This window comes from Polaribacter sp. (assembly GCF_024639685.1).
Lineage (GTDB): Bacteria > Bacteroidota > Bacteroidia > Flavobacteriales > Flavobacteriaceae > Polaribacter.
Genome location: NZ_JAHEHX010000003.1, coordinates 1 through 14,985, shown reverse-complemented (window position 1 = coordinate 14,985; position 14,985 = coordinate 1). Strand labels below are relative to the sequence as shown.

The window sequence follows — 14,985 nt, the reverse complement described above, 5'->3', positions numbered from 1 at the left end:
TCTAAAACTACTACAACCCTTTAGGGGTTTATTTCTATTCATATTATTTTAGGTTATCATCTATTGCAAAAAGCAATTCAGTTAAAAGATATTATAAAAGTAAATACTTAAGATTACAAAATGAAAGTATTAAAATTTGGAGGCTCGTCTGTAGCAAACTCAGAAAACATAAAACAAGTATTAAGCATTGTAGCAAATACTTCTAAACAAGATAAAGCAGCAGTTGTAGTTTCTGCATTTGGCAAAACGACCAACAATTTATTAGCAGGTGCAAATAAGGCTTTAGAAAACATAAAGGAAGCAAAGGAAATTTTAGAATCAATTAAAAGCCTCCATATTAAGGTTATAGATGATTTAATTCAAAGTAATTCGAAAGTAGTTACTGAAACAATTGTAGATCTATTTACCAAATTAAATGCGATTTATGAAGGTGTTTTTCTTTTACAAGAATTGTCTGATAAAACATTGGCAAAAGTATCTAGTTTTGGAGAAAGATTATCATCTTATATAATTGCAAATGCAGCTAAAGAAATTTTAAATGCAACTCATAAAGACAGCAGAGAATTAATTTTTACCAATGATATTTATTTAAATGCTCAGGTTAATTTTGATAAAACAAATGATTTAATTCATACTTATTTCAAGAGTAATAACCATCAAGTTACTGTTCTAGGAGGCTTTATATCTTCAAACGCTGAAAACGAAATAACAACTTTAGGAAGAGGAGGTTCAGATTTTTCGGCTGCTATTTATGCTGCTGCATTAAATGCATCTGAATTGCAAATATGGACAGATGTTTCTGGAATGTTTACAGCCAATCCAAGTGTGGTAAAACAAGCACATCCAATTCCAGAAATTTCTTATGAAGAAGCTATGGAGCTTTCTCATTTTGGAGCAAAAGTTTTGTACCCACCAACAATTCAGCCTGCTTTAAGGAAAGATATTCCTATTAAAATAAAGAACACATTTTCGCCAGAAAATAAAGGAACATTAATCTGTAAAAACACACAAAATAAAAGTGATGTAAAAGGAATTTCTCATATAGATGACATTAGCTTAATTACTTTAGAAGGTGGAGGAATGATTGGTATTCCTGGTTTTTCTAAACGATTATTTGAAGCTTTATCATTGGCCCAAATAAATGTAGTCTTTATTACACAAGCTTCTTCAGAACACTCAATTTGTGTAGGTATTTATGATGCTGATGCTCAAAAAGCAAAAGAGATATTGGAAGCAACTTTTAGTATTGAAATAGACAGAAAAAAAATAAAACCTATTAGTGTAGAAAGCGATTTAGCAATTATTGCAATTGTTGGAGAAAGCATGAAAAACTATCAAGGTTTAAGTGGACAAATGTTTAGCACTTTAGGTAGAAACAATGTAAATGTTAGAGCAATTGCACAAGGCTCATCAGAAAAAAACATTTCTGCTGTAATAAATAGTTTCGATGCAAAAAAAGCTTTAAATGCTTTGCATGAAGATTTTTTTGAAGAACGCACAAAACAACTTAATTTATTTGTAACAGGAGTTGGAAATGTGGGTGAACGTGTTTTAGCGCAAATTCATCAACAAAAAAAGTTCTTAAAAGAGAACTTAAAGTTGAACATTAGAGTTATTGGGATTTCAAATTCTAGAAAAATGTACTTTGATAAATCTGGAATCAACCTTAAAAACTGGAAAGATTTATTAGCTGATGGGCAAGAAACTTCTTTAACATCTTTTCATGATCATGTTAAAAAACTGAATTTAAGAAATAGCGTATTTATAGATAACACAGCTAACAAAAGCGTTTCTGAAGTGTATGCAAACTATTTAAGAGATAGCATTTCTGTAGTAACTTGTAATAAAATTGCTTGTGCTTCTGAATACAACAACTATAAAAGTCTAAAAAATCTATCTAAAAAATACAATGCATCATTTTTGTTTGAAACTAATGTTGGTGCAGGTTTACCAATCATAGATACTTTAAAAAACTTAGTGAATTCAGGAGATAGAATTCATAAAATTCAGGCTGTTTTATCAGGTAGTTTAAATTTTGTATTTAATAATTTTAATGCAAACTCTACGTTTAAAGATATTGTGCAACAAGCACAAAAAGAAGGTTATACAGAACCAGATCCTAAAATTGATTTAAGTGGAATTGATGTAGCCAGAAAAATTTTAATTTTAGCACGTGAAAGTGGCTATCAATTAGAGTTGGAAGACATTAAAAACAATCCTTTTTTACCTGAAGCGAGTTTAAATACTTCTAATAATGAGGCGTTTTATGCATCATTAGAAAAGAATGAAGATCACTTTCAATCCATATTTACCAAGGCTCAGAAAAACAATTCACGTTTAAAATATGTGGCTGAATTTATCAACGGAAAAGCCAATGTTGGTTTACAAGAAATTCCTGCACAGCATCCTTTTTATAATTTAGAAGGAAGTGATAATATTGTATTATTTTTCACAGATAGATATCCAGAAAATCCTTTAATAATAAAAGGTGCAGGTGCAGGTGCAGATGTTACTGCTTCTGGTATTTTTGCTGATGTAATTCGAATAGCAAATCAATAAAAAATGAACTATTTAAAACTATTTTCTCCTGCAACTGTAGCCAATGTTTCTTGTGGTTTCGACTCTTTAGGGTTAGCTGCAGATACTATTGGTGACGAAATGACATTTACAAAAACAGCAGAAAAAGGAGTGAAAATTACTGCCATTTCTGGCGCAAGTTTATCTTACAAGGTAGATGAAAATGCTGCAAGTGCTGTGGTTCAAAAAATGCTAAATGAAGCAAATGCCGATTTTGGAGTTTCTTTAACTATTTCTAAAGGTTATTCTCCTGGAAGTGGATTAGGGAGTTCTGCTGCAAGTGCTGCAGGTGCTGCATTTGGTGCAAATCAATTATTAGGAAATATTTACTCTGAATTAGAATTGGTAAAATTTGCCATGTTTGGTGAAGAAGTAGCCTGTGGTTCGCAAATTGCAGATAATGTAGCCGCTGCAATTTATGGTGGTTTCGTTTTAATCAGAAGTTATGAACCTTTAGAAATTATAAAATTACCCGTACCAAAAGAATTAAAATTGGTAGCTATTCATCCTCAAGTTGAAGTAAAAACAAAAGATGCAAGAGCTGTTTTACCAACTAAAATAGACTTAAAAGATGCCATTACTCAATGGGCTAATGTTGGTGGTTTAATTAGTGGCTTATATACTGAAGATTATCAATTAATAAGTAACTCTTTGGTTGATATTATTGTAGAACCTTATCGTAAAAAACTAATTCCACATTTTGATGAAGTTAAAAATGCAGCCATAAAATCAGGTGCTTTAGGTGCAGGAATTTCTGGTTCAGGGCCTACTATTTTTGCATTGTGTAAGGGTGATGAAGATGCTAAAAAAGTACACTCAGCCATTAACGAAAGTTATAAAAACACAGGAATAGAGTTTACTTTATTTACCTCAAAAATTAATGAAAAAGGAATTAAAATTTTAGAATCGAATTAATATGCAGTATTATAGTTTACATCATAATTCACCTAAAACTACTTTTAAAAAAGCAGTTATAGAAGGCTTAGCAAAAGATAGAGGCATTTATTTTCCTGATGTAATTACAGCTTTATCTTCTGAATTTATCGAAAATATTTCTGACTTCACCAATCATGAAATCGCATTTAAGGTGATTGAACAATTTGTGGGTGATGAAATACCAGAAGACATTTTAAAAGACATCATTAAACACACATTAACGTTCGATTTCCCAATTGTGGAAATCACTAATAATATTGCTTCTCTTGAGCTTTTTCATGGGCCAACAATGGCTTTTAAAGATGTTGGCGCCAAATTTATGGCTCAATGTTTAGAATACTTTAATACAAATAATGATGAGGAAGTAACCGTTTTAGTAGCCACTTCTGGAGATACAGGAGGTGCTGTTGCCAATGGTTTTTTGGATGCAAAAAGTGTGAATGTAGTTATTTTATATCCTTCAGGAAAAGTGAGCGATATTCAAGAAAAGCAACTCACAACACTTGGAAAAAACATTACAGCTCTGGAAGTTGATGGTGTTTTTGACGATTGCCAAGAAATGGTAAAAACAGCTTTTTTAGATGATGAAATTGCAAGAAATCTAACCTCTGCAAACTCTATAAATATTGCAAGATGGTTGCCTCAAATGTTCTATTTTTTCATTGCTTACAAAGAGCTTCATCAAAAAAAGAAAGACATCGTATTTTCTGTACCAAGTGGAAATTTTGGAAATATTTGTGCAGGAATCATGGCTCAAAAACTCGGTTTACCAGTAAAACATTTTGTAGCTTCTACCAATGTTAATGATACTGTACCTAACTTTTTAGAAAGTGGAATTTACGAACCAAAACCATCTAAAGCAACCATTTCTAATGCTATGGATGTTGGTAACCCTAGTAACTTTATTAGAATTAGAGAGTTATTTAATAATGATTTAGAAACTTTAAAAAATTCGTTTTCTTCTTATTCTTTTTCTGATGATGAAACTCGTGAAAAGATGCAGGATATTTATGATATTTCTGGTTATGTTTCAGATCCTCATGGAGCTGTGGGCTATTTAGGTTTAGAAAAGTATGGTTTAAAAGAGAATGAAATTGGAGTTTTTTTAGAAACTGCACATCCTGTTAAATTTTTAGATGTTGTAGAAAGTACTTTGCCTGTTAAAGTTGAAATACCTCAGCAAATTAAAAAAGTGATTGATAAAGAAAAGGTAGCTTTAAAAATTAGCTCTTATGAAGATTTGAAAAACTATCTGAATACATAGTTATTTTCTTTGTTTTGAATTATAATTCATCTTTCTAAAAATCAAAAGAAGAATTCCACAGTTCATAATTATAGGAATATATTTATGAAGTAAAGGTGTATCTGTAAAAAAAACAATAGCTATAATACCAAAATAACACAAAAGTTATTGCGTACACTACTTTTAATATTGATGGTTCTTCTTTAAAAAAATCTAACATAATTCTAATAAGTTATAGTTCAAAAATTCCATCATCTGTAAAACAATAATTTTTACAATTTTTAGGTGCACTTCTTGTATTTAAACCTGTAAACAAACTAAATGCAGGTAAAATTAATTGATTTTTTGTAACCTGAAAACAAGGTAATTTTATACGTTGCCTGCCTTTACCTTTTATAAAAACGCCTGGATGCGTATGCCCAGAAATTGTAAAAAAATCATTAGAGGGCTCTTTAAAATCATGCACAAACTTTAAGCAATTCAAAAAATAATCTTTTTTAAAAACTTCAATTTGAAACTGTTCACAAATTGCATTCGAAAATCGGTCATGATTGCCTTTTATCAATTGAATTTTTAAATTCGAAAATTGTGTTAGCCAATCTTTAAATTCATCTAAATCTGAATTATATCCTGCATGAAATAAATCACCTACAATAATTAAATTTTCTGCATTAAAGTGCTGAATAAGCTGTTTTAAGCGTTTTAAATCTGTGGTCAAAACATTTTTAGGAATTGGAATTCCGCTTTTTTGAAAATGTGCAGATTTACCAATATGCAAATCACTTAAAATTAAACTTTTTTGGGTTTTCCAATAAATAACACGTTGATTGGTTAGCTCTAAAACCTCATCATTACATGGTATTGTTTTAGAAATAATCGAAATGTTTTGCATCATTTTAAAGCCTGCTTTTGTATACGCTCTATACGTTTACTTAAATTTTCATTACTCATTGTACCTCTTAAGCTGTCTACTTTTAAAGGAAAGCTCAAAGGTGTAAAATTACGTGCTTTTTTTAAAATAATTTTACTGTTAGAAATACGTTGAAAAGCAGCTTGTAAACGTACTTTTTCTAACTCATAATCAAACACCTCATTATAAGCCTGTTTCAATAACAAATTAGAAGGTTCATAATCATTTAGAACCCTGAAAATTAAACCTGATGATGATTGTAAACTCTTATTTGTTTTACGTTTTCCTGGTTGTGTTTGTATAACTAAACCTGCAACAACTGCAATATCTCTAAATTTACGAGAAGCCATTTCACTTGCATTGATACTGGTTGTAACATCTTTAATTAAGTTTTCTTTAGAAAAAATGGCATTCATATTTTCTTCTGTTAGCGGAATTTCTTGATCGCTCAACAACTCAAAACCATAATCGTTCATGGCAATTGTAAACGTTAACTTTTTAATTTGACTAATTCTATATGCAATTAAAGAAGCCATGATTTCGTGCACTAATCTACCCTCAAAAGGATAGGCAAACAAATGAAAACCCTCTTTTGTTTCAATCATTTCAATCAAAAATTCATCATGTCTTGGAATGTGAGAATTTTCTTCTTGTCTTTTTAATAAAGGATGTAAAAATTTAAGCTCTTTTTCTCTATTGTTTGGAGTAAGCGCATCACTTAATTTTAAACGTAAAAAATGTGTTAATCCTGAAGTTAAAGGTAACCTTCCACCCAACCAACTTGGGGTAATTGCTTTTTTCTTTTTACTTCTTTTCACTAAGACTGTCATGTCTTTTATTTGTTGAATTTCTACAACTTTACCTCCTAAAACAAAAGCATCACCTTTTTTTAGTTTTGAAATAAAATACTCTTCAATCATACCAATATAACCTCCAGAAAAGAACTTTACAAACAGCATAACCTCACTTACAATCACACCAATATTCATTCTGTGGTTCATGGCAATTCTTCTACTCTTGACTCTGTATAAACCATCATCATATAAAACCACTTTATGAAACTCTTCGTAACTTTTTAAGGTGTTTCCTCCTTGAGTTATAAAATGTATACACCAATCAAATTCTTCTTTGGTCAAAAAATGAAAAGCATGAACTTGTTTGATAAACTCATAAGTTTCTTTTGGTTTAAAACCTTCACCAACAGCAAGTGTTACCAAAAATTGAACTAATATATCATAGGTTAATACATAAGGTTGCCTAGCTTCAATTTCGTTTTGTTTTACGGCTTCTTTTACTGCTGCAACTTCTATTAACTGTAATGAATGTGTAGGAACTGCATACATTTTTGAAGTTTCAAAAGGTGAATGCCCACTTCTACCTGCTCTTTGCATAAAACGCGTAATACCCTTTGCAGAACCAATTTGTATTACACAATCTACAGGTTTAAAATCTACACCTAAATCTAAAGAAGATGTACAAACTACTGCTTTTAATAACCCTTGTGAAATTGCTTCCTCAATCCAATTTCGTTGCACTTTATCTATAGAACCATGATGTATGGCTATTTGACCAATTAAATCTGGCTCTTCATCAATAATTATTTGATACCAAAGTTCACTTTGATTTCTTGTATTTGTAAATATTAAAGTAGTTGTGTTTTCATAGATAATAGGAATTATTTTTGAGCTCATTTGTTTACCTAAATGACCTGCCCAAGACAATTCTTCTACTTGATCTGGCAATAAAGAAGTAATTTTAATTTTCTTCTTTTCTTTAGCACGAATCATGGTAGTTTTTACATCATAAGGAATTAAAACATCTTTGGCTTCTTCTAAATTACCAATGGTTGCTGAGATTCCCCAAATTCTTAATTTTGGTAATAAATTTCTTATTCTGGCAATTGCTATTTCTGTTAAAACACCACGTTTTGAACCTAACAATTCATGCCACTCATCAACAGCAATACAGTTTACATTTTTAAACCATCTTGAATTTTTTTTCTGAGAAAATAGTAAGTGTAAGGTTTCTGGAGTTGTTAATAAAACATCTGGCATTAAACGCTCTTGACGTCTTCTATCTTTGGTTGGTGTATCTCCATTTCTAACCTCAACAGCCCAATCTAAACCAATTTCTGCTACTACATCATTCATGGCTTTTGCCAAATCTTTTGCTAAAGATCTTAAAGGACTAATCCATATTAATTTTAACCCTTTTTTATATTTGTTGGGATGATTTAAATAATCGATAACAACACCTAAAAAAACAGAAAATGTTTTTCCAAAACCTGTTGGAGCTACAACCATACCACTAAAATTATTGTGATAACGTTCCCAAGTTTGTGATTGAAAACTAAAAGGTTCGTGGCCTTTTTCTTCCATCCAACTTTGAATGATTCGATAACCTTGGGTTTGTTTAAAGTTGCTCAAGTTTGGTTTTTAGTTTTTTGTGTTTATTATATTCTCGATACAATTTTCTTCCTTTGTCAGAAAATCACTTGAACTGACATTTCTGCTATTTTCTATCATTTCTATTGATTCTCATATGCAGTTTAGTTTACTTCAATTAATGCTTTTACGGTTTGTATAGTATCAATATCTTTTAATGTTTTATCTTTTCGCCAACGTTTCATTCTAGGAAAACGTAAGGCAACTCCACTTTTATGACGTTTACTGTAGGCAATACCTTCAAAAGCAATTTCAAAAACCAATTCTGGCTTTACTGTTCTTACTGGCCCAAATTTTTCGATGGCGTTTTTATTTACCCATCTAGAAATTTCAGTAATTTCTTTATCTGTTAGACCTGAATATGCTTTGGCAACAGTTACTAAATTGTCATCATTTTGAACTGCAAACGTATAATCTGTGTATTTAGAACTTCTTCTTCCACTACCTTTTTGAGCATAAATCATTACAGCATCTATAGTTAAAGGATCTACTTTCCATTTCCACCAATCACCTTTTTTACGACCTACATGATATATGGAAGATTTCTTTTTTAGCATTAACCCTTCAGAATTGAAACTTCTGGCAGCATTTCTTAAATCATCTAATTCGTTCCAACTCTTAAAGTTGATAACCTCAGACAATTTAAGCATATCACTTTTATTCTGTTTAAATAAGGTTTCTAATTTTAAACGCCTAACAGCCATAGACTTTTCACGTAAATCTATGCCATCAATTTCTAAAATATCATAAATATACAAACCAACAGGTACTTCTTCTAGTAATTTTTTAGTTACATTTTTACGATTTAAACGTTTTTGTAAATCATTAAAAAGCAATACTGTACTGTCTTTTATGGCTAAAATTTCTCCATCAATTACAAAACTTCCTTGCAATTGAGAGACTGCTTCTACAATTTCTGGGAATTGCTGTGTAACTAATTCTTCTCCTCTAGACCAAATAAAAACCTCATCTTCTCTTTTAATGATTTGACCACGAATTCCATCCCATTTGTATTCTACTTGCCAATCATTTTCATTACCCAAATCTTCTAAATCTTTTTCTAAAGCATAAGCCAAGCAGAAGGGATAAGGTTTAGAATTGTCGTAATTAATGTGTTCTCCACTCAACAATTCATCAAAAGTGATGGTGTCTGGGGTCCAATTACCAATAATACTGTGCATTAATTGATTGGCATCTATACCTGATAATTTTTCTAATGCATTTACTAGTGTTTTTTTAGAAACTCCAATTCTGAAACTACCACCAATTAGTTTATTAAAAATTAAACGCTCTTGAGCTTTTAAACCATTCCAAGCATTTAAAACATATGCTTTCTTTTCTTCGTCTGTTTCTGATTTTAGATTGATGAGTTCATCAATCCAAACATTCAGTGGTTTTTCAATTTTATTTTCAGGATTTGGTAAAAGCAAAGCAATGGTTTCACCTAAATCACCCACAGAAGAATAGCTTTCTAAAAAAAGCCATTCAGGAAGTTGCGTAATTTCCATCACCCAACCTTTCATTAAATTTGATTTTACAGGTCTGCTTGATCTTTTACCTGTAAATAATGCAATTAACCACAATTTATCTTTGTCTGGAGCAGTTTTAAAATAATTAACTAAAGCTTCAATTTTAGCATTTGTTTTATTCGTGATTTCTATGGCACTTATTAAATTAGAAAAGTCTTTCATAACTAAGCAGTTTCAGTTTTTAAAATGTCTTGCTTTGCCAATTCATCTTCTCCATATTCTGTTTTTAATTCATGTGCTTCTATACAAATTTCATTCAAATATTTAGAAAACACGGCTTGTGAGCCATGAGTTACATATACTTTTTCTGCTTCTGTAGCTTTTACAGCTTCTAATAAACCATCCCAATCTGCATGATCACTTACAGCAAAACCTGCATCTACACCTTTCCATCTTCTGTTTCCACGAATGTGCATCCAACCAGAACAAATAGCAGTTGCAGCATTTGGAATTCGTTTTAATAATTTAGAACCCAATAATGCTGGTGGAAGAATTACGATTTTATTTTGGATGTTTTTTTTATCAAAATCCGGTTTTATTAAAGTTGTTTCTGGAATTGTAATACCTGAACCTGAGATAGTTTTATTAAAATTATTGATTGCTGAGTGTACATAAACATCATCAACTCCTTCTACCAATTTCATAATTCTTTGAGCTTTACCCAAACTATACCCTAAAAAAACACTGGTTCTGTTATTTTGTTGATTTTGTAATACCCAATTTTGAAGTTCAGCTTGTAAATCTAGTTCGCTTTTCCATTTATAAACAGGCAAACCAAACGTACTTTCAGTAATAAATTCGTTACATTTTACTGGCTCAAAAGGCACTGAAATAAAATCGGGTTGCGTTTTATAATCACCAGAAAAAACTATTACATATCCTTTATATTCTAAACGTATTTGTGCAGAACCAATAATATGACCTGCAGGATAAAAAGAAACTTGAACTCCATTTATCATTTTAGGCTCATTATAACCCATACTTTCTATAGAAATATCTTGGCCAATTCTATGTTTTAATATCGCTTTAGAATCATTATGACATAAATAATACTTGTTACCCCATCTTGCATGATCTGCATGACCGTGAGAAATAATAGCATAATCTACAGGAAACCATGGATCTAAGTAGAATTTACCTGGAATGCAATAAATGCCTTTTTTTGTGAATTTTATAAACTTCAAAATGTAGATTTTAGTAAAGATAAAAAATGGATTGCAGTTTCCTTACAATCCATTTTAATAATTCTTTATTTGATAACATTCCAAAAAAGAAACAATAAAAAACTCCAACTTAAAAGTTGGAGTTTTTCGCGTTTTAAATAATCAAATAACTGACTAGCTCCTTAAATCTTTAATAATATCTAAGGCTTGCTTTGTCATATTTTCAATTTTATCTAAATCAAAATTACCATTAGCATCTTTGGCTATTAATTTTGATCCCATTCCAACACAAGTAACACCTGCATTGAACCATCCTTCTAAATTTTCTCTTGTTGGAGATACACCACCTGTTGGCATAATGCTCGTCCATTGACAAGGTCCTTTTATTGCTTTAACGAAATCTGGACCGTAAATTCCACCTGGAAATAACTTTACGATTTCACACCCTAATTCTTCTGCTCTTGCAATTTCTGTTAAAGAACCACAACCTGGAGACCATAGTACTTTTCTTCTATTACAAACCAAAGCAATATCTTCTCTTAAAACTGGAGTTACAATAAAATTTGCACCATTTTGCATGTATAAAGAAGCTGCTGCTGCATCTGTTACAGAACCAACACCCATAATCATACCTGGTAATTCTGCAATGGCATATTTTGTTAATGCTGTAAAAACTTCTAAAGCAAAATCACCACGTGCTGTAAATTCTAATAATCTTGCACCACCATCATAACAAGCTTTTAAAACCTTCTTACTTACTTCTATATCACTATTAAAAAATAAAGGCACTAAACCTGTATCTTTCATTACTTGTGCTACTTCTAATCTTGAATATTGTGCCATAATTTCTTGGTTTTATCTTGCTACTCTACCAGAAGCATCTCCTCCCATTAATTTTTCTACTTCAGAGACTGTAACTAGGTTAGCATCTCCTTTAATTGTATGTTTTAAGCATGAAGCTGCAACTGCAAAGTCTAATGCATTTTGATCATCTTCTGGGTACTTTAATAATCCGTAGATTAAACCTCCCATAAATGAATCTCCTCCACCAACTCTATCTACGATATCTGTAATTTGATACTGACGAGTTTCGTACATTTTAGAACCATCATATAAAACTCCAGCCCATGTATTGTGAGAAGCAGAAATAGAACCTCTTAATGTTGTAATTACTTTTTTAGCTCTTGGAAACTTTTCCATCATTTGTTTACAAACAGATAAGAAAGCTTCTGCTTTTACATCATGACCATGTTTATGAACGTCTAGACCTTCTGGATGAATTCCAAAATGCTTTTCGGCATCTTCTTCATTACCTAATATAATGTCACAATAAGAAGTAATTTCTGTCATGATTTTTTCTCTATGAGCATCATCACAATACGTCCATAATTTTGCTCTATAGTTTAAATCTGTAGAAATAGTAACTCCTTTGGCGCTTGCTGCTTTTACTGCTTCTAAACAAACATCTGCTGCTCCTTGAGAAATTGCAGGTGTAATACCTGTCCAATGAAACCATTCTACACCTTCAAAAACGCTATCCCAATCTATCATTCCAGATTCAATTTCTGAAATTGCAGAATGTGCTCTATCGTAAACTACTTTAGAACCTCTAGATACAGCTCCTGTTTCTAAGAAATAAATTCCTAAACGATCTCCACCATAAACAATTTTATCTACTCCAACTCCACGTTTTCTCATTTCCATCATTGCACACTCACCAATGTCATTTTTTGGTAAACGTGTTACAAAATCTACATCAACACCATAGTTAGCTAATGAAACTGCTACATTAGATTCTCCTCCACCATAAACTACATCAAAGTTATTTGCTTGTGAAAATCTTAAAAATCCTTGTGGAGCTAATCTTAACATGATTTCTCCAAATGTTACTACTTTTCCCATGTAATATTATAAAATTTAAATTTAGTTAAACGTTTAACCAATGTGTCAAAATAAAATCAAAACCTATATTTTACAATTTGTTTTGATTCTAACCTTTCAAACCGTACTTTTGTTTAAACGATTAAGCAAATATATATAAATTTGGCGAAAAAAAACAAAACTACCATAAAAGATATTGCAAATGTCTTAAATATCTCAACTGCTGCAGTCTCTAAAGCATTGCATAATGATAGCAGAATTAGCGAAAAAACTAAGAAAGCTGTAAGACAAGTTGCTGAAAATTTAAATTATCAGCCCAATCATTTAGCAAGTGCTTTACGAAGTGGAAAAAGCAAACTTATTGGAGTTATTGTGCCAAAAACGAATAGTAATTTCTTCTCATCTGTAATTCATAATATAGAAGAAGGCCTGAATACAGAAGGTTATAATATAATAATTACGCAATCTAACGAATCTTACAAAAAAGAATGTGCTAATATAGATGCTTTACTTTTTACACAAGTGGATGGCATTATTGCATCTATGGCCAATGAAACTGTTGATTTAGCTCATTATGAAAAAATTAAGGCAGCTGGCATACCTTTAATAACTTTTGATAGAGGTGAAAACGACTTAAATGTAGATTATATAGGAATTGATGATTATAACAGCAGTCACATTATTGTAGATCATTTAGTAGAACAAGGTTGTAAAAGAATTGCCCATATTGGTGGTTTTAAAAGAACCAGAATTTATAATAACAGAATTAGAGGATATATAGATGCTTTAAAAAAGCATAATCTACCATTAGATGAAGAATTGCTTATAGAAAGCAATTTATCCAAAGAAGATGGTAGATTAAAAATGCAAGATTTATTAAATCTTGAAGACAGACCAGATGCTGTTTATGTTGCTGGAGATTATGCTGCTTTAGGAGTATTAGAACTTCTAAAAGAACAAAATATTTCTATACCTGATGATATTGCTTTGGTAGGTTTTGGAAATGAACCCTTTACAGACATGGTTAGTCCTAAAATTACAAGTGTAAATCAGCATAGTTATGAAATTGGCAGAATAGCTGCTAAAACATTTTTGGAGTACAAAGATCAAGATCAATTAAACCAAACTTTAAAGAAAAATATTCTGGAGGCAGAACTTATTGTGAGAGCTTCATCTAAACGAAAATAGGGATCATAAAAAAAGCAACTAAGCTTCTTTCGAAAATTAGTTGCTTTTGTTGTCCCTATTGACCTGTTTTCGAATCAAATCCTAATTTTTTTTGAAAATTTAGGAGAAAATTGACTTATTTTTCATTTAAAAATAGTTAAATCCTGCCCAAAATAGTTCGATTTTACTCCCTCAGCCTCCACTTTTTATTCCCAAGAATAATTTTTTCTAAAAGCACCTAAGTCAGACCTAAAATAGTTCGATTTTACTCCTCTTGACTCCACAAAATTATCCCGTAACTCATTTATAAACAATGACTTACGGGTTTTTTGGTTTTTGGGGTTGCTCGAGAGGCTGCTCGGGACGTATAAAAAAATAATTATAAAGTGGTTATATTGTATTCTAAAAGTTAAGTTACTGGTGAGCTTAGTTAATATATGAAACAAAAAAATAAACATTGTAAAGTATGTAAAGTAGATTTTCTACAAAACACCGTATACAGTAAAAAAACTAGAGAGGAATGGATGTTTGTTTTCAATTTATAAATGACCGGATTATTAGTTCCCATTCCTGATCGAACATTAGTTGTTCCATTTGGATCAGTAATAATTGCAAGTTGAATATTTTTAGATTCAGGGGTGTTTTCATCTGTTTCTTCCTCATCGATTTCAGTTGATTCAATGACTGTTTCTTCAATTTCTTCCTCATTTTCAACAACTTCAATAATTTCAGTTATTGATGATAATATTAATGCTGCTGGTGAAATTACTTTTTCAACCTTATGAGGTATTCTTATCTTCTAGATGGATTAGTTGAAGTATTACTCTTAACAGCATTATCATCACTTGAACAAGCAAAGATTAATAAAGCGGAAAGAAGAAGTAGTTTTTTCATAGTCAATTTAGTTTACTCAAATATAATAAATGTAAGTTTAACCTATTTAAGAGGATTAGAAATAGCTTAATTGAAGGAGGAAGATATGCCTATTGTAGACTAATATTAATTCCATCTTGGTAACCAATATATAGTTTATTCATAAAAAAAAGAAAGCCAGATGCTATAGCATCTGACTTTCTAAAAGAATATTTTTTAATTTATGGATTTAAAACCCAGTTCCAGGATCTTCAGGACTTTG

10 protein-coding genes are annotated in these 14,985 nt (G+C 30.9%); 4 read left to right on the top strand and 6 right to left on the bottom strand.

Translation table 11 applies throughout. The features are described from left to right. The first annotated feature begins 120 nt into the window (after positions 1 to 120). Genes thrA through thrC form a run of 3 tightly spaced genes read left to right on the top strand, consistent with a single transcriptional unit; the run spans position 121 to position 4,777 of the window. Positions 121 to 2,559, top strand: a complete 2,439-nt coding sequence (thrA, locus tag Q0L44_RS02300) for a bifunctional aspartate kinase/homoserine dehydrogenase I (protein WP_296634745.1) — start codon at positions 121 to 123, stop codon at positions 2,557 to 2,559. A gap of 3 nt (positions 2,560 to 2,562) precedes the next feature. After that, positions 2,563 to 3,492, top strand: coding sequence for a homoserine kinase (locus Q0L44_RS02295; protein WP_296634743.1), 930 nt, complete (start codon positions 2,563 to 2,565; stop codon positions 3,490 to 3,492). Between the two features lies 1 nt (position 3,493). Then, the gene (gene thrC, locus Q0L44_RS02290) at positions 3,494 to 4,777 is read left to right on the top strand and encodes a threonine synthase (protein WP_296634741.1); all 1,284 of its coding nucleotides are present in this window, start codon (positions 3,494 to 3,496) and stop codon (positions 4,775 to 4,777) included. 211 nt (positions 4,778 to 4,988) lie between these two features. Here the strand turns inward: thrC and pdeM are convergent, their stop codons facing one another. From pdeM to Q0L44_RS02260, 6 genes are all read right to left on the bottom strand, one after another. Beyond that, positions 4,989 to 5,651 carry a ligase-associated DNA damage response endonuclease PdeM gene (gene pdeM, locus Q0L44_RS02285; protein ID WP_296634739.1) on the bottom strand — a complete coding sequence of 221 codons (663 nt, stop codon included), beginning with the start codon at positions 5,649 to 5,651 and terminating at the stop codon, positions 4,989 to 4,991. Continuing rightward, positions 5,648 to 8,092 carry a ligase-associated DNA damage response DEXH box helicase gene (locus Q0L44_RS02280; RefSeq protein ID WP_296634737.1) on the bottom strand — a complete coding sequence of 815 codons (2,445 nt, stop codon included), beginning with the start codon at positions 8,090 to 8,092 and terminating at the stop codon, positions 5,648 to 5,650. Before Q0L44_RS02280 ends, pdeM begins: the two co-directional genes overlap by 4 nt. Before the next feature lie 122 nt (positions 8,093 to 8,214). Beyond that, positions 8,215 to 9,801, bottom strand: a complete 1,587-nt coding sequence (locus Q0L44_RS02275; RefSeq protein WP_296634735.1) for an ATP-dependent DNA ligase — start codon at positions 9,799 to 9,801, stop codon at positions 8,215 to 8,217. 2 nt (positions 9,802 to 9,803) lie between these two features. Beyond that, positions 9,804 to 10,823 (bottom strand): ligase-associated DNA damage response exonuclease, encoded by a 1,020-nt coding sequence (locus tag Q0L44_RS02270; protein ID WP_296634734.1) that lies wholly within the window; start codon positions 10,821 to 10,823, stop codon positions 9,804 to 9,806. A gap of 153 nt (positions 10,824 to 10,976) precedes the next feature. After that, entirely contained in the window at positions 10,977 to 11,645 is a 669-nt protein-coding gene (locus tag Q0L44_RS02265; protein WP_296634732.1) for a bifunctional 4-hydroxy-2-oxoglutarate aldolase/2-dehydro-3-deoxy-phosphogluconate aldolase, read from the bottom strand. 12 nt (positions 11,646 to 11,657) lie between these two features. Next, a complete protein-coding gene (locus Q0L44_RS02260) occupies positions 11,658 to 12,704 on the bottom strand; it encodes a sugar kinase (protein ID WP_015481768.1) in 1,047 nt (348 codons plus the stop codon). A 141-nt stretch (positions 12,705 to 12,845) separates the two neighbouring features. Here Q0L44_RS02260 and Q0L44_RS02255 point away from each other — a divergent pair, with 141 nt between their 5' ends. Then, positions 12,846 to 13,871 carry a LacI family DNA-binding transcriptional regulator gene (locus Q0L44_RS02255; protein ID WP_296634725.1) on the top strand — a complete coding sequence of 342 codons (1,026 nt, stop codon included), beginning with the start codon at positions 12,846 to 12,848 and terminating at the stop codon, positions 13,869 to 13,871. Positions 13,872 to 14,985: the final 1,114 nt, after the last annotated feature.

Coding starts and splice junctions, on each gene's coding strand:
- thrC (WP_296634741.1), top strand. CDS start 3,494: ATGCAGTATTATAGTTTACATCATAATTCACCTAAAACTACTTTTAAA.
- Q0L44_RS02260 (WP_015481768.1), bottom strand. CDS start 12,704: ATGGGAAAAGTAGTAACATTTGGAGAAATCATGTTAAGATTAGCTCCA.
- Q0L44_RS02265 (WP_296634732.1), bottom strand. CDS start 11,645: ATGGCACAATATTCAAGATTAGAAGTAGCACAAGTAATGAAAGATACA.
- Q0L44_RS02295 (WP_296634743.1), top strand. CDS start 2,563: ATGAACTATTTAAAACTATTTTCTCCTGCAACTGTAGCCAATGTTTCT.
- thrA (WP_296634745.1), top strand. CDS start 121: ATGAAAGTATTAAAATTTGGAGGCTCGTCTGTAGCAAACTCAGAAAAC.
- Q0L44_RS02275 (WP_296634735.1), bottom strand. CDS start 9,801: ATGAAAGACTTTTCTAATTTAATAAGTGCCATAGAAATCACGAATAAA.
- pdeM (WP_296634739.1), bottom strand. CDS start 5,651: ATGATGCAAAACATTTCGATTATTTCTAAAACAATACCATGTAATGAT.